Consider the following 17,571-nt stretch of genomic DNA (forward strand, 5'->3'; position numbering starts at 1 on the left):
GTATTATGGAAAACACACGGAATACTTAAAGTGAACAAAACTACTTCTATCTTCGCTGCTTCTGCTTTGGCTCTGCTGGTAATGAGCGCGGCTTCTCAGGCTGCTTCAACTGGCACCATCACTTTCAACGGTGAACTGACTGCCAACACTTGTGACGTCATCGTTGATGGCCAGAACAAAGATGCCACCATCGTTCTGCCAACCGTTTCTACTTCACAGTTGACTGCTGCAGCTCAGACTGCTGGCCGCACTGGCTTCAACATGGCGCTGAGCAACTGTGCTGGCACCCTGAAAACTGCTGCTGCGTTCTTCGAAGCTGGCGCAACTGTTGACACCGTTACTGGTCGTCTGACTAACACCAACACCACTGGTGCTAAAAACGTCAGCCTGCAGCTGTTGGATGGCGCTAACTCTGCTGTGATTCAGGCGGGTAACACCAACCAGGTGACCAAAAACACCTACGCAACCATCACTGGTGCCAGCGCATCACTGCCTTACGCGGTTCAATACTACGCAGAAGGCGCGACCACTGCGGGTCTGGTTAAGAGCAGTGTTGTTTACTCCATTATGTACAAATAATGGTCAGGTGGGAGCAATCCCACCTACTTTTTAGGATTCCTCATGAACATCTTCATTGTAAAAAATCTCCCTGTTATTTCATTACTTTGCGCCGCGTTGGTGAGCTCTCAGGCATTCGCCAGCATCGTGATTACCGGCACGCGCGTTATTTATCATCAGGAAGACAAAGAAGCCTCCGTGCAACTGAAAAACGTTGGCAGCGCGCCGGTGTTGATTCAGAGCTGGGTGGATAATGGAGATGCCAATGCGACACCCGAAACTATTCAGTCGCCGTATGTGATTACGCCGCCGGTCAACCGTGTTGACGCCGGTAAAGGCCAAACGTTGCGTTTATCACTGACCAATGCCAGCGGCTTTGCCCACGATCGTGAATCGGTATCCTGGCTGAACGTGTTAGAGATCCCGGCGAAAGGGAAAGAAAAACAAGATCTCAACACGTTGCAGATGGCATTCCGCTCGCGCATCAAACTGTTTTATCGTCCGGCGGGTTTGCAGGGTGATCCGAATGAAGCGGTGAAATCGCTGAGCTGGTCGGTGAGCGGTGGACAATTGAAAGCCACCAACCCGACACCGTTTAACGTCTCGTTAGTGACGATAACGGTGAACGGTAAGACCATTGATGCGGATATGGTGCCGCCTTTGTCTTCGCTGAACTTCAAAATCAACGCTAGCGCAGGAGCAAAAATCAGCGGCGATTACGTCAACGACTACGGTGCTGTTCAGCCATTTACCGCTTCGATTAAATAAGTTTCACCTCCATGTTTAACCTCCAATAACCGGCATGCCATGACATGCCGGAAGGCACGACTATGACTTTCACCAGGGAATGTAAACAGCAGATGCGTCGCACCGTATTAGCCAGCGCGATTCTTGTGGCGTTGTGTAGTGGTGTCGATGCTGCACGTGCCGCTGAAGACGCGGAATTTGATGCCAGCTTTTTACAGGTAGGTAAAGGCGGCGCGATTGATCTCAGCCGCTTTAATGAAGGTGCATCTGCTACGCCAGGTACTTATAAAACGCTGGTGTACGTCAACGATCATCTGATCGCCAATGAAAACATTACGTTCCGTGAGTGGACGGATAAGCGCGTGCGCGCCTGTATTCCGTCCGCCATGTTGAAACATATCCCGTTTAACAGCTCGGCGTTGCCTGCGTCGGCGGCCGATCTGCTGACGAAAGAGACCGATTGTAGCGCGTTGGAAACTGCGCTGCCTGACGCGACGGTGACGTACGACAGTAATCAGCTGCGTCTGGACATCTCGATCCCGCAAATTTATCTCAACAGCGTGCCGCGTGATTACATCGATCCGGCATTGTGGGATGAAGGCATTCCGGCATTGATGCTCGGCTACTCAACCAACGCCTACACCAGCCGTTCGGCTGGGCAAGCGTATAAATCGTTCTTTGGCGGCATCAATGCGGGACTGAATCTCGACGGCTGGTATCTGCGTCACAACGGTAACTACAGCTGGCAGCAGCAGGGCGGCAGCACCTATCAGGCGCTCAACACCTACGTGCAGCACGATATCGTGCCGCTGCGCGGTCGTGTGGTGGTCGGCCAATCTAATACCAGCGGCGTTATCTTCGATACGCTGCCGTTTACCGGTGTACAGCTTGCCAGTGACGAACGCATGTTACCTGAATCGCAGCGTGGCTATGCGCCGCAGATTCGTGGCATCGCGCGCACCAATGCGCGTTTGACCGTGAGCCAGCAAGGCCAGGTGATTTATGAAACCACCGTGCCGCCGGGTGAATTCCTGATCAACGATCTCTATCCCACCGGTTACGGCGGCGATTTGGAGGTCACGGTTAATGAAGCGGATGGCACGAAAAACAGCTTCCGCGTGCCGTATGCCGCGGTAGCGCAGTTGCTGCGTCCAGGCACTTATCGTTATGACCTGACGGGCGGTAAATTGCGCACCGATTATTTGCGCGATACGCCAGCGTTATTGCAGGGAACCTGGCAACACGGTTTAACCAACGATGTCACCGGTTACGTCGGTTTACAGACCAGCCAAAACTATTACGCGGTGCAGAGCGGTGCCGCGCTCGGAACGCCAGTGGGCGCCTTTGCTTTCGATGTGACGCAAGCGCGTACACATTTAACCGACAGCGAACACAACAACGCCAGCATGAGCGGGCAGAGTTATCGCGTGAGCTATAGCGAAGCGCTGCCAGAAACCGGCAGTAACTTGTCGATCGCCGCGTATCGCTTCTCAACATCCGGCTTTATGGATTTCATGACCGCGATGCAGAGCCGCGACGCGTTGCAGCGTGGTGCCGATCTCAACACAGTTTATCGCGCCAAAAACCGCTACTCAGTGACCGCCGGACAAGCGCTGCCGGATGTGTGGGGCAACTTCTACCTCAGCGGATCGGTGCAGGATTACTGGAATCGTGAAGGTAATGAGAAACAGTTCCAGCTTGGCTACAACAATCGCACCGGATCGGTTTCATGGGGGATTTCGGTAAACCGCAGTTACAGCAGCTATGGCAGCACGCAGAACAGCTATTTACTCAGCATCAGCCTGCCGTTGGGTAGCGAGAACAGCCAGTATACGCCGCAGCTGCGTACTGAGTTGTCACACGATAACGACGGACGTTGGGGCCAGCAGGCGTCACTGTCTGGCACCGCCGGTGATAACAGCCAGTTCAGCTACGGCGCGACTGCGCGACACGCCTCGCCAAGTGAAGGCAGCAGCGGATCGCTCAATGCGCAATATCGCGCCAGCGTCACCAACCTGAGTGGTTCGGTGAGCACCGGTAAAGGCTATCAAAGCGGTTCATTTGGCTTGAATGGTTCGATTGTGGCGCACAGCGGTGGCGTGACCCTGAGCCCGTACACCGGCGACACCTATGCCTTGGTTGAAGCCAAAGGCGCGCAAGGTGCCAGCATTCCGTCCTATCCAGGCGTTTACGTCGATAGCAATGGTTATGCGCTGGTGCCGTATCTCAATCCGTATCAGATGAACGAAATCGTGCTGGATCCGAAAGGCGCGTCCGATGGCGTTGAACTGGAAAACACCTCCGCGCGTGTCGCACCTTATTCGGGCGCGGTGGTAAAAGTGAAATACAACGCGCGTCGAGGTTTGCCGATCTTGATCACTGCAACCCAACAGGGTAAGCCGCTGCCGTTTGGTGCCGATGTGTTGGACAGCAAAGGCAATGTGGTGGGTTCCGTCGGCCAGGCGGGGCAGGCTTACGCGTTGGTGGAAGAGGAGCAGGGTACGTTAACGGTGCGTTGGGGCGATGAAACGGATCAGTCCTGTTCATTGCCGTATAAACGTATGCCGGATGCCAAGGGCAGCAAAGCGGCGTTGCAGTCGTTTACTGCGGTGTGTGGACGTTAAAGGGATGTGGAAAATGAAAAAGTCGATTTTATGTGGGCTGATGCTGACAAGTGGAGCGCTTTACATTCCTTTGGCACAGGCTGTTAATTGTGTAAATAATCCGCAATTTCCTGGCATTTCGACTTCGGTTGCGCTGCAAGGTGGAAGTATTACTGTTGGCCAGGATGTTCCAAATGGAACCACAATATTTCGCCAATATTTTAAGCCTTCGTATGGGCCTCGTGTGACCTGTGAGGGAAATCCTACAAGTTGGACGTGGGAGGCAAATTCAACATACAGCGTATTGCCTAAACCGTTGTCTGCATGGAATAGCGGTATGTGGGCGGGTAGAGTGTATGAGACCGGTATTCCTGGCGTCGGTGTTGTGGCTTGGTTTAATAGAATCCCATTCCCTATGCGACGAGACGGCCGCACTGTAAATGCAAACACGCATTACGAATACACATCCGGTGTATGGTTTGACTTATCGTTTATAAAGACGGGGCCCATTGCTCCTGGCGTGGTACGCGGTCAAGATTTGCCAACTATTATTATGGATTTCACACCAGACAACGGTAAATCGGTACGATTACAAACGGTGAGTTTTAACGGTAGTTTGAATGTTGTCTCACAAACTTGCATCACCCCGAATCCTGTCGTTCAACTGGGCAAATACGATATCGCTTCAACATTTACCCGCGTGGGCGCGTTTACTGGTTGGGCGATTGCTAACATCAACCTGACTAATTGCCCACGCTTTTACGGCACGATGGATGATGAGCAAAATAACTATGGCTCCGATTCACCAACCGATCGCGGTCAAGCCGGTACACCGCAACCTAATACTTTGGGCATAACGATCAAGCCGAATACCGCCATTATTGATGCGGCAAAAGGGGTTATGGGTTTAAAAAGTGAGCCGAATGTTGCCACCGGCGTAGGCATTCAATTGTATGCTGGCGGGTCGGCTCCAACGGCAATACCCGTGGTGTTTAACGCAGAAAAGAGTTACACCATGACCAACACGGCTAGCACCACTTACACGATTCCGCTGCTTGCACGCTATTATCAGACTGATACGAAGGTCACGCCTGGCCCGGCAAATGGCGCGGTGACCTACACCATCAATTACTACTGATCACATCGATGTAAAAAAACTGCTGCGCTTGCCTTCAGATTTTTCAAATGTGGCCGATTATTAGGGTAATGCTCCCTGATTTGAGGTCATATTATGTCACTCCGCCGCGTTGTTCTCCTTACCGTAATCACGGGTTTCACTTCCATTGCCGCTCATGCAACCACCTCAACCATTACCTTTCAAGGTGCGATCAAGGAAGCTACTTGCCAGGTCAATGTGCAATCCAAAACCGTTAGTGCAGATTGTCCGCAAACCCTCAAACCAACGACCTTGAATATCCAACATCTTACTAACAATAAAGCCTCTTCTTTCCGACAAGGAACGATGAATATTACTTGGTTGGATAATACAAAACGCAAGGGAATTGTGACGACGACGTATCGCTAACAGCAATAGCAGAGAATAAGCCCGAGCCATAGAGTTACTCGGGCTTGTCAGGAAGAGTTAATAATAGTTGATATTGAAAATCATCTTACCGTTAGCAATACCAGGCGTTACGGTAGTACCTGTTTTAATATAGCGTGCAGCAAAACCAAAACTATAGTTTGATCCAGAAGTTGTTTGAGGCAGCGTTTTGTTAATCTTATTGCTAAAGTTAACCAACGTATGCGTACCATCATCATTGGCGATTTGAATACCCACACCTTTCGCCGCATTTGCACCGCTTTGAATATTCATAATCCCTTGCGCGGCATCAATCACACCAAAACTGGGCGTGAACAAAATATCAACAGCATTCAGGATCAATTTACCAGCAACAAAACCCGTTCCAGTATTATAGGTTGGCGGAGAATTGATGTCTGAGAAGTTACCGTGCATGGCAGGGCAACCGGTTAAATTCACCTTGAAAGGTACCCACGCTGTGGAGGTGGATTGGCCCGGAATAGAGATATTACTCACATCCCACTTACCCAAATTGACGTTGACGTCGGGTGTCGTACAACTTGCGGCAATTACATTCATGCTGCCAGAAAAGTTAATGCGATAAAGCGTGTCAGGAACACCGGAAATCGGCATGGCTGAATTGGTGGTCATCAATACCGTTGGCAGGCGAGTACCATCAACGGTTCCCGCGCTCATATCCCCTGTCTTGATAAAATAAATGGTAAAGGAATTGCCGTAGTAAAACTCAAACCCTCTATCATTGGGAATTGGCGTCTGCCATTTTCTGGTGGCAGTTGTCGTTATTGGTTTCCCCGCAGTGGTTCCATCATTGTTAATAATGGCAAAGCCAAGGCCCGCTACGGTCGTTTGATAAACCGCCCCCATATAAGAGCCACTCCAATTTGCAACAAGGCTCGGTGTATTGATTAAACTGAGATATTGATCGACAACTGCATTTATCGATCCTTCTGGTCGACAAATCTGCCATGGTTGTTGTCCACCATTGCCGACAACTTTAAGTGTATGAACGATGGAGCCTATTGGAACGTCCTTACCAACGGAAATGTTCGCGACAGACAGAGGAATAGTCATATTAACGCGAGTTGTATCTCTAATATATTCACACGACGCCGCCCAGCTTTGCTGGCTGAGCATGGCTGTAAGAATAAGCAGCAGTGCGGAAAGTATTTTATTCATGATGATTCCATATTTGCACATTCAAAATGCAGTGAAACTAATGGCATTTGCACGAAAAAAACTAACGTTCTCAATAGCATAAAAATACACCTGGGAATCCAGGTGTATTTGTTAACAGGCAAAATTGAAAATGTTGGCTATCGCAGCTTAATTATGGTGAGTTTGCACACCTTGCTGAATTAATACTTCCACGTCATGGCTGTCGTTCTGGTAAATGTTATAAACCGTGCCTTCAACCGTCACTTCACCTTGCGCGTTCCAGTTCTGAATGCCTTTGTCGCCATTCACTGCTTCGAGGCTAACTGAATCGCTTTCATCGCCATTTACCAGCAATTGCTTGTGGCCATCTTCGATAAACAGATCTTCTTTACCGAAGGTAAGCACGTCATCAATGGTGATTTTGATGCTGTCAGCTTTGTCGTTGCCTTCCAACGCTACGGTATGCGCTTCCTGTTGCAGTTCCGGCAGGTTCGCCAGGCTGATCGGGTGATCATCTGCAACCATCGGTGCTGCGACAGATTCGACTTTTTCCTGCGGCTGTGTTGGTTCAGCAGCTTCAGGCGCTGGCTCGACAACAGCTACAACAACTGGCGCTTCCTCTACTGGGGCAGTATTACGGTGCTGAACATCATCAATCGGCTGCGTGTGCGCGTGATCGGTCGTCAACTGCGAACTGTGTTCATCGCTGGTCGAATCAATGCTCATCGGTTGAACCGGATCCGGGCCTGCCGCCGCGCTTGAACCACCGAGAATATGAATTTTACCCTGGCTGCCCAGTGGGCTAGTGTTACCGGCAAGATCGGTCTGGCTGGTACGGAAGAACATGTCGCCGTCCGGCAGTTTTTGTACCACCTGAATCGACCAATTACCGTTTTCATCAGCGGTAGTGGTAAACACGCGGTTGCCTGCGCCCCAGCCCTGGTTTTGACTCAACGCGATACGTAGCGTAATGGTGGCGAACGGTTCTGAGGTACCACTCACCAACGGACGAACTTCATTGGTGTTAGCACCATAACCAATCGCTGTGCCATCGCTACTAGCGATGATTGGTGCACCCATGGTTGCGACTTTGGTATCCAACGTGATGGTTGAGCCAGCAGAATTCAGACTTTCATTTCCGGCAGCATCGGTGTAAGTCGCACTAATATCATGCGCGCCCTCTATTGACTGCGTAGTTCTGACGCTCCAGCTGCCGTCTGCGTTTACCACCGCGCTACCCAGCAAAGTTGTACCACTGTAGATTCTGACCGTTTCACCTTGCGTACCGCCGCTGCCTTCCACTACCAGCGTTTTGTTGTTGGTGATCCCACCATTAGTTAAGTCCGTTGGCGTGCCTTTACCATCATGGATAGCGCTGATCAGCGGCGCATCCGGTGGTGTGGTATCAAGGTCAACCGTGACAAGTGCTGAATGCAAGCTTTCGTTACCAGCTGGATCGGTATACGTGGCGCTGAGTTCGTGTTCAGTGTCACCGCTAATATTAGCTGGAATGGTCCAACTGCCATCTGCCCCCACCATTGCTGAACCCACGACCGTGGCACCGTCATAAATCTTGACGATATCGCCAACCGTGCCCGTACCCGTCAGCGTTAAGCTGCCGTTATTGGTCAAACCGCCTGACAACAAGTTGGTGCCTTTACCATCGCTCACTGCATCAAATACCGGGGCATCTGGCGCGGTGGTGTCGAGATCGACAATAACCGGAGTCGATTTCGGGCTCTCGTTACCGGCCGGATCGGTGAAGCTCGCGCTCAGGCTATGTTCAACGTCGCCGCTGATATCGGCCGGGATGCTCCAGCTGCCGTCCGCGCCAACTTTGACCGAACCGATCAGCTGATCGCCGTCATACAATTTCACCAGGTCGCCCGGCGTGCCGCCGGTGCCGGACATTTCCAGGCTACCGTTGTTAGTCAGCCCGCCTGTGCTCAGGTCCGCGCCATTGCCGTCTTTCAGATCGCCAATCAGCGGTGCGTCAGGCGCGGTGGTGTCCAGCTCGACAATCACCGGCGTAGATTTCGGGCTTTCATTGCCCGCCGGATCGGTGAAGCTGGCGCTCAGGCTATGTTCAACGTCGCCGCTGATATCCGCCGGAATAGTCCAGCTGCCGTCCGCACCCACGGTGGTGGAGCCGATCAGCGTGTTGCCGTCGTAAAGCTTAACGATGTCGCCTTCGGTGCCGCCGGTGCCGGACATTTCCAGGCTACCGTTGTTAGTCAGGCCGCCGGTGCTCAGGTCCGCGCCGTTGCCGTCGGTCAGATCGCCGATTACCGGTGCGTCAGGCGCGGTGGTGTCGAGATCGACAATAACCGGAGTCGATTTCGGGCTCTCGTTACCGGCCGGATCGGTGAAGCTGGCGCTCAGGCTATGTTCAACGTCGCCGCTGATATGCGCTGGAATAGTCCAGGAGCCATCAGCGCCAACGGTGGTTGAACCGATCAGCGTGTTGCCGTCATAAAGCTTAACGATGTCACCTTCAGTGCCGCCGGTGCCGGACATTTCCAGGCTGCCGTTGTTGGTCATGCCGCCCGCGCTTAAATCAGCGCCGTTGCCGTCGGTCAGATCGCCGATTACCGGTGCGTCAGGCGCGGTGGTATCGAGATCGACAAGGACCGGCGTAGATTTTGGACTTTCGTTACCGGCCGGATCGGTGAAGCTGGCGCTCAGGCTATGTTCAACGTCGCCGCTGATATCCGCCGGAATAGTCCAGGAGCCATCAGCGCCAACGGTGGTTGAACCGATCAGCGTGTTGCCGTCATAAAGCTTAACGATGTCACCTTCAGTGCCGCCGGTGCCGGACATTTCCAGGCTGCCGTTGTTGGTCATGCCGCCCGCGCTTAAATCAGCGCCGTTGCCGTCGGTCAGATCGCCGATTACCGGTGCGTCAGGCGCGGTGGTATCGAGATCGACAAGGACCGGCGTAGATTTTGGACTTTCGTTACCGGCCGGATCGGTGAAGCTGGCGCTCAGGCTATGTTCAACGTCGCCGCTGATATCCGCCGGAATAGTCCAGGAGCCATCAGCGCCAACGGTGGTTGAACCGATCAGCGTGTTGCCGTCATAAAGCTTAACGATGTCACCTTCAGTGCCGCCGGTGCCGGACATTTCCAGGCTGCCGTTGTTGGTCATGCCGCCCGCGCTTAAATCAGCGCCGTTGCCGTCGGTCAGATCGCCGATTACCGGTGCGTCAGGCGCGGTGGTATCGAGATCGACAAGGACCGGCGTAGATTTTGGACTTTCGTTACCGGCCGGATCGGTGAAGCTGGCGCTCAGGCTATGTTCAACGTCGCCGCTGATATCCGCCGGAATAGTCCAGGAGCCATCAGCGCCAACGGTGGTTGAACCGATCAGCGTGTTGCCGTCATAAAGCTTAACGATGTCACCTTCAGTGCCGCCGGTGCCGGACATTTCCAGGCTGCCGTTGTTGGTCATGCCGCCCGCGCTTAAATCAGCGCCGTTGCCGTCGGTCAGATCGCCAATCACCGGCGCATCTGGCGCGGTGGTGTCGAGATCGACAATAACCGGAGTCGATTTCGGGCTCTCGTTACCGGCCGGATCGGTGAAGCTGGCGCTCAGGCTATGTTCAACGTCGCCGCTGATATCGGCCGGAATAGTCCAGCTGCCGTCTGCGCCCACGGTGGTGGAGCCGATCAGCGTGGTGCCGTCGTACAGCTTAACAATATCGCCTTCGGTGCCGCCGCTGCCGGACATCTCAACGCTGCCGTTGTTGGTCAGGCCACCCGCGCTCAGGTCAGTGCCGTTACCGTCGGTCAGATCGCCAATCACCGGCGCGTCTGGCGCGGTGGTGTCGAGATCGACAATAACCGGAGTCGATTTCGGGCTCTCGTTACCGGCCGGATCGGTGAAGCTCGCGCTCAGGCTGTGTTCAACGTCGCCGCTGATATCGGCCGGGATGCTCCAGCTGCCGTCCGCACCCACGGTGGTGGAGCCGATCAGCGTGTTGCCGTCATACAGCTTAACAATATCGCCTTCGGTGCCGCCGCTGCCGGACATCTCAACGCTGCCGTTGTTGGTCAGGCCACCCGCGCTCAGGTCAGTGCCGTTACCGTCGGTCAGATCGCCAATCACCGGCGCGTCTGGCGCGGTGGTGTCGAGATCGACAATAACCGGAGTCGATTTCGGGCTCTCGTTACCGGCCGGATCGGTGAAGCTGGCGCTCAGGCTATGTTCAACGTCGCCGCTGATATCCGCCGGAATGCTCCAGCTGCCGTCTGCGCCCACGGTGGTGGAGCCGATCAGCGTGGTGCCGTCGTACAGCTTAACAATATCGCCTTCGGTGCCGCCGCTGCCGGACATCTCAACGCTACCGTTGTTGGTCAGGCCGCCCGCAGACAAGTCTGCGCCGTTGCCATCTTTCAGATCGCCAATCACCGGCGCATCTGGCGCGGTGGTATCGAGATCAACGATAACAGGATTAGATTTCGGGCTTTCATTGCCCGCCGGATCGGTGAAGCTGGCGCTCAGGGTGTGTTCGTCGTCGCCGCTGATATCCGCCGGGATGGTCCAGCTGCCGTCCGCACCCACGGTGGTGGAGCCGATCAGCGTGGTGCCGTCATACAGCTTCACGATGTCGCCTTCGGTGCCGCCGGTGCCGGACATCTCAACGCTGCCGTTGTTGGTCAGGCCGCCCGCGCTCAAATCCGCACCGTTGCCGTCTTTCAAATCGCCAACAACCGGCGCGTCAGGCGCCACGGTGTCGAAATCGACGATTACCGGCGTGGATTTATTACTCTCATTACCCGCAGGGTCTTTCATTCCCACGCCAATTGCGTGTTCGCCTTGATCGGGCAGGGTGATATCCGCGCTCCACTTGCCGTCAGCGCCGACAATAGCGCTACCAACTTGTTTGTCACCATCATAAATAATGGCGGTATCGCCTGGTTCGCCAGTGCCGCCAAGATGCAATGGATTGGTATTGGTCGCGCCGCCTTGAGAAAGGTCACTGCCTTTATCATCAACGATTGCCACATCAGTCGGAACGGCAGGTGGCGTGATGTCGTAATCAACATTGACCGGCTTAGTGGTCGCACCGCTATTGCCTGCGGGATCGGTAAAGCCGACGCTCAGCGAGTGATCGCCATCGCCTGGCAGTGTGATATCCGCAGACCATTGTCCATCGGCACCGACCACCGCAGAACCAATCACTTTATCGCCGTCATAAATCAGCGCGGTATCGCCTGGTTCACCTTTACCCGCAAAGTGCAGAGGATTGGCATCGCTCAGGCCGCCTGCAGACAGATCCTGACCGTTGCCATCGGTGATGGTGACATCCGCTGGTGCAGCCGGTGGCTGGGTATCGATGTCAAAACGAATGGGCGCACTTTGCGCGCTTTCCACGCCATCGCTATTTACTTCAGAGAAGCTGAGTTCGTGGCTGGCATCGCTTAATGCGGTAGCAGGTTTGAATTGCCACTGACCATTATCATCAACCACCGCAGAACCAATCAGTTGGCCGTTATCGTAAATGCGCACATTGCTGCCCGGTGTACCTTGACCGGAAAGCAGTGGCTGATTGTCATTGGTCAGACTGCCGGAAGCGATTGGTGCAAGCGCGTTGCCACGATCATCGATCGCCACATTATTGTAAGGCACGTTAGGTTGAGGTGCAGGGATCGCGCCAGCGTCGCCACTGACCGGTTGCTGCTGCGGCTGATCATTTTTACTGCCGCCGCCACTACCGCCACCGCCGCCCGCAGCAACTAAAGCACCGATTGCCGCCAGTGCGCCACCGGCAATGCCGAAGGCGAGGGCCGTGTTGCTGATGCCGCTATTCGCCACTGCCAGTCCGCTTAAGCCGGTTGCTTGCTGGCTGCTCATCACCAGCGTATCGCTGCCGCCATCGGTCAACATCAGGAAGGCTTCACGGTTGCTGCCGCTCTCAACATAAGTGTGATAGCTGCCATCTGCCGCCATGCCGACTAATTCACCCTGATTATCGTAAAAACCATCAATAACCACTTCCGGTGTTTCATCGCCTTGCTGGGTGAAAATCAGTAAATCTTTTCCTACACGTTTAACCACGATCTGTTGCGGTGCAGTTTGATGTTGATCGGCCACCAGCAGGTATTTCCCTGCGTGAACCGCTTTAATGTGCACCGCTTTACCTGCCGCTTGCGTAGGCAAATTCGCTGTATTAACAATGGTTTTGCCCTCAACGGTGAGGATACTGATCGCGTTAGTCATCTTTTATTTCCTGATTGAGCCAAGTCTTATTGCCATTAAGCGCAGACGGCCTAATGGGGATTTTTTGATTTTGTCAGTCAGAAAAACCTTGGTCTCCAGGCTGGGTCTTGGATTGTTATAAATAGAGGTTCCAGAAAATGAATGCAGCCAGAGTTTTTGGCAAAAATGCTAATTAAGTTATACTGTTATCGATGAATAAAAATATTGGAAAAAACGCGAATATTTCCGGATTACTTGTTATCTGGAAAAAATAAGCATAAGTAATTTCCTACAGACCGTTCTGTAAAAACGGGCTAGTGTAGCCGGCCCTGCGAACACATTGATAACCTGCTCAGCGTAGTCATCAGGACTCCATTTCCATGAAAAAAGTGATCATTGTTGATGACCATCCGGTTATCCGATTTGCAGTAAAAATGTTGCTGGAACGCAATGAGATGGAAGTTGTAGCAGAAACCAATAATGGCGTGGATGCCATTCAGAAAACGCGTGAATGCCTGCCTGATTTGGTGCTGTTGGATATTGGTTTACCGAAAATTGATGGATTTCAGGTGCTCGAACGTCTGCGAACCTTAAATCTCCCGCTGAAAATCCTGGTGCTGACGTCACAATCCAGCAGCCATTTTGCCCAACGCTGCAAACAGGCGGGCGCGGACGGTTTTGTCACCAAATCCAATGATATGAGTGAATTGTTAGACGCGATCAAAATGGTGATGCGCGGCTACAGCTTTTTCCCACAGCCTAACCATCATTCTTATGATCAACCGATCAACGATCATGATGACGCTGGATTACTCGAACAACTCTCCGATCGTGAACTGAGTGTTCTGATTAGCATTGGCAAAGGATTGGGTAACAAGCAGATTGGTGAACAATTATTGCTGAGCGAAAAAACCATCAGTACATACAAGCATCGCCTCAAACAAAAACTCAATGCGCAATCGCTGATCGATTTAATTGATTTTGCGCGCCGCAATAATTTGACCAAGTAATAAAGGCTATGCGCATCCTCCGTTATTTTTTGCTGCTACTGATCTTCACTCCATTGCTAACAACGCAGGCGAAAGAGCTGCGTTTGCTGACGCGTGCCGCTAATGTCGAAATGACGCCGCTAACGATTTCTGCCGCAGAGCGTGATTATCTGCATAACAAGAAACAGCTGGTTATTGGCACATTTGCCAGTGAATCCCCGCCATATGGTATGACCAATGTGCGCGGCGAATATGAAGGATTAAGTGCCGACTACGCTGGATTGCTGGCGCGTGAGTTGGGCATAACCCTGCGTATTGAGCAATTTGATTCGCTGAATCAGGCGTTAATCGCACTGGAAAAGGGCAGCATTGATGTGGTGCCATCACTCAGCAAACAAGATGGCGGTGAACTGTCTTATACTCAGCCTTATGCCAGTGAGCAGCCCGTGCTCGGGATACGCGCCAGTGATAACGATCCTTTCCCCAATGATTTAAGCAATGTCGATGTCGCGGTAGTTAAGAGCTATCTGCCACTCAACGTGCTGCGTGAATATTATCCGCATGCCAATTTCCGTATGTACAACACCTATCAGGATGCGCTGAGCGCGGTCTCTTTTGGTCATGCGCGGGTTTACCTTGGCAACAGTTATTCGTTGAGCCAAAACTTCCTCAATAATTTGCGTATGGTGCGCTTTAGCCAATTGCCGCCGAAAGAGATCAGCTTCGCGCTTGCGCCGGGTTCTACTGAATTGCTGCAATTAATTGATCGGGCGATGGGTAATGTGCCGCCAGGTGAGAAAACCGAGTTGTTGCGCATCTGGCAACCCGATCGTGTTGGCATCAACCAATCACTCAGCGCGCCGACCTTTACTGAAGATGAACGCAAATGGATGGCAAACCATCCGATAGTGAAAATGGTGGCGTTCAGCAACGATCTCGCCGCGCCGATGACCATCATCGATCAAAATGGCACTTTGCGTGGTTTAGTCAGCGATCTGATTACGCTGGTGACGCTGAAAACCGGCCTGCGCTTTAGCTTTGAGACCGCAGATAATTCGCAGGAGTTGGTGAATCGGGTCAACAGCGCTGACTTCGATATGTTCGCCTCAATGACGCCGAGTCCGCAGCGCGAGCAGCAGATTCTGTTTACGCGTCCGTATTTGCGCAGCACCTTTGCGCTCACCACGCGTGCAGATGATAAGGCGATAAACTCACTGCCCGATCTGCGCGGCAAACGGCTGGCAATGGTGGCGAACACCAGCGTCGAGGGCTTGGTGCGGGCGCGTTATCCGGAAATCACCATTATTTCAGCGCAAAACACCAACGATATGATGGAGATGGTGGAAGAGCGTCGCGCCGATGCCGGTGTAGGCATTTTGGTCATGGTGGATTACCAAATCAAAACCCATTTCCAAAACAAATTGAAGTTGGTCAGCGCCATCGGCAGTTCACCGGCATGGGTCTCTTTCGGCGTTGGCCGCGCCGATCCAGAATTGCGCAGCATCCTCGATAAAGTGTTGCTCAGTATTCCGCCCGCCGAGATTGAAGAGTTGGCGAACCGTTGGCGTCCCAGCGATTTAGTGGTCTATGACAGCTTTTGGCAGCGTTACGAAGATGTGTTGATCGCCGCGATCATCTTGATCGCACTGATCATCGCGCTGGTGGTGGGTTGGGCGCTGTATCAGCGCCAAATCATCCGGCGTAAAGCGGAGCTGCGTCGCCAGCTCAACGTGCAGTTAGCCCAACTGCGCGCTTTAGTGACCAGCATGCCGTTCCCGGTTTCTCTGCGCGATCAGGAAGGACGCTTAACCTACTGCAACGAACGCTATCTGGTGGAAACCGGCGTGCAGTATGAGGAAGCGTTGGGTAAAACCATGCGTGAACATCCCGGTTTGCGCACGCCAGAACAGGCGGCGTTTTATCACAATCAATTAATGGATGTAGTGAAAACCGGCGTGCCGATTGTTGAGGATCGTCGTTATGATCTATGGGATAACCCGGATTCGTCGATTGGCGTTACGGTGTATCAGTGGATTCAGCCATTTATGGACAGCGACGGCAAAGTGGTGGGTGTCATAGCGGGTTGGATGGATATCTCCGAACGCGAAGCGCTGTTTGCCGAATTGCGTGAAGCCAAAGAGCGGGCGGAAGATTCCAGCCGCGCAAAATCAGTATTCCTCTCGACCATGAGCCATGAAATTCGTACGCCGATGAACGCGATTATCGGCATGCTGGATATGGCGCTGAAAAAAGGGCGCAGCGGCGAGCAAGATATTCAAGCGCTGGAAGTAGCGTTTGAGTCGGCGGAAAGCTTGGTCGGCCTGATCGGCGATATCCTCGATATTTCGCGCATCGAAGGTGGGCAACTGGAATATCACCCGGAAACGGTTCATCCGGGCAAATTGATCGATAACCTGATGAAAGTGTTCCAGGGATTGGCCATCGATAAAAACATCACGCTGAGCCAACACATTCCCGAAGAGGGATTGGAACAGGTGCTGGCCGATCCGCTGCGTATCAAGCAGGTGCTATCCAATCTGCTGAGCAACGCGATCAAATTTACCGATCATGGCGGTGTCTCGCTGACCTTAACCCAGCAAAAAGATCTGGCGGCGGGTCGGGTGTATCTCACCATTGAAGTACAAGACAGCGGCATCGGTATCGATGAAAAACAGCAGGCGGCGCTGTTTAAACCGTTTAGTCAGGCCGACAATCGTCGCGCGGGCACCGGTTTGGGGCTGTATATCAGCCGTACTATCTGCGAAAAAATGGGCGGCACTTTAACGCTGCACAGCGAAAAAGGTGTCGGCACTTGCGCGCGCGCCACGTTGGCGTTGCCGATTGCGGAAAGCCTGGCGTTTGAGCAGGAAGATAAGCACGAAGAGGGCGATAAACTGCCAATTCGCAATGTGTTGGTGGTGGATGATAACGCTGCCAACCGCATGTTGCTGGCACGCCAGTTAGATTGGTTGGCGCAGCAAGTCGATGTCGCGGCAGATGGACACGAAGCGTTGCAAATGTGGCAGCACGGTCATTACGACGTGGTGATCACCGACTGCAATATGCCAGGTCTGAATGGTTACCAACTGACTGAAATTATCCGTGAATCGGAACACGATTTAGGGCGCACGCCAGCCTGGATTATGGGCTTCACCGCCAACGCGATGCATGAAGTGATTGAGCGTTGCCTTGATGCGGGTATGAACACCTGCTTATTTAAGCCGTGCTCGATTGGCAGTTTGGCGGCGGCGTTACGCGCTATCTCTGCGGAACAAGATGCTGAAGGCGATATTGTTGTCGAGGTTCCTGAACCGCCGGAAATGAGCGATGCTGACCGCGAAATGGAAGCGGCAATGCGCGATTTGATGGTCAGCACACTAGCAGAGGATTTAATCGAATTGGAACGGTTAAATCTGACCGAGCATCGTGCCGAAGTCGCCGATTTGGTACATCGCATCGCGGGGAGTGTGCGCATTGCGAGGCAGAATAAGCTGGCGGATGTCTGTCTGCAGATGGAAATTGCGTGTCGTGATACGCAACAACCCGCCGTGGATTTGCTGCCGGCCTTCAATCAGTTAGTAGAGCGATTGCAGCAGTATCAAATCAAGTTGGCAGGCGTTGCCGTATTGAGTGAAATCGCGGAAGAAGAGTAACAAGGTCACCATAAATGGCGTAATGCCGATCAGTTAAGCCAAAAATGATCGGTTGAACGATCCGGCAGTTCTGCAAGAATCCGTAATCTATCAGGGATTACGGATTTTTTTATGTTACTCAG

At 52.9% G+C, this 17,571-nt stretch carries 9 protein-coding genes; 7 read left to right on the top strand and 2 right to left on the bottom strand.

Annotation, left to right across the window (positions count from 1 at the left end; genetic code table 11):
* The first annotated feature begins 81 nt into the window (after positions 1–81).
* The 5 genes from ACPUC7_RS21120 to ACPUC7_RS21140 all read left to right on the top strand — a co-directional run bounded on the left by ACPUC7_RS21120 (position 82) and on the right by ACPUC7_RS21140 (position 5,433).
* On the top strand, positions 82–579 hold the full coding sequence (locus ACPUC7_RS21120; protein ID WP_494924395.1) for a fimbrial protein: 498 nt from the start codon (positions 82–84) through the stop codon (positions 577–579).
* A 42-nt stretch (positions 580–621) separates the two neighbouring features.
* Positions 622–1,326 carry a fimbrial biogenesis chaperone gene (locus ACPUC7_RS21125; protein ID WP_494924388.1) on the top strand — a complete coding sequence of 235 codons (705 nt, stop codon included), beginning with the start codon at positions 622–624 and terminating at the stop codon, positions 1,324–1,326.
* 62 nt (positions 1,327–1,388) lie between these two features.
* The gene (locus ACPUC7_RS21130; protein ID WP_494924389.1) at positions 1,389–3,929 is read left to right on the top strand and encodes a fimbria/pilus outer membrane usher protein; all 2,541 of its coding nucleotides are present in this window, start codon (positions 1,389–1,391) and stop codon (positions 3,927–3,929) included.
* Between the two features lie 13 nt (positions 3,930–3,942).
* Entirely contained in the window at positions 3,943–5,046 is a 1,104-nt protein-coding gene (locus ACPUC7_RS21135) for a fimbrial protein (RefSeq protein WP_494924390.1), read from the top strand.
* Positions 5,047–5,139: 93 nt separating this feature from the next.
* Positions 5,140–5,433, top strand: coding sequence for a YmdA family protein (locus ACPUC7_RS21140; protein WP_494924391.1), 294 nt, complete (start codon positions 5,140–5,142; stop codon positions 5,431–5,433).
* Between the two features lie 57 nt (positions 5,434–5,490).
* Here the strand turns inward: ACPUC7_RS21140 and ACPUC7_RS21145 are convergent, their stop codons facing one another.
* Positions 5,491–6,627, bottom strand: a complete 1,137-nt coding sequence (locus tag ACPUC7_RS21145) for a fimbrial protein (protein WP_494924392.1) — start codon at positions 6,625–6,627, stop codon at positions 5,491–5,493.
* A gap of 147 nt (positions 6,628–6,774) precedes the next feature.
* Positions 6,775–12,828 (bottom strand): Ig-like domain-containing protein, encoded by a 6,054-nt coding sequence (locus ACPUC7_RS21150; RefSeq protein ID WP_494924393.1) that lies wholly within the window; start codon positions 12,826–12,828, stop codon positions 6,775–6,777.
* Between the two features lie 359 nt (positions 12,829–13,187).
* Here ACPUC7_RS21150 and ACPUC7_RS21155 point away from each other — a divergent pair, with 359 nt between their 5' ends.
* Together ACPUC7_RS21155 and ACPUC7_RS21160 are read left to right on the top strand one after the other, a co-directional pair.
* Complete coding sequence (locus ACPUC7_RS21155) at positions 13,188–13,817, top strand: response regulator (RefSeq protein WP_343553310.1); 630 nt, start codon at positions 13,188–13,190, stop codon at positions 13,815–13,817.
* A gap of 8 nt (positions 13,818–13,825) precedes the next feature.
* Positions 13,826–17,449, top strand: coding sequence for a transporter substrate-binding domain-containing protein (locus ACPUC7_RS21160; protein ID WP_494924394.1), 3,624 nt, complete (start codon positions 13,826–13,828; stop codon positions 17,447–17,449).
* Positions 17,450–17,571 lie beyond the last annotated feature (122 nt).

The organism is Pantoea sp. CFCC18179, from assembly GCF_059412405.1.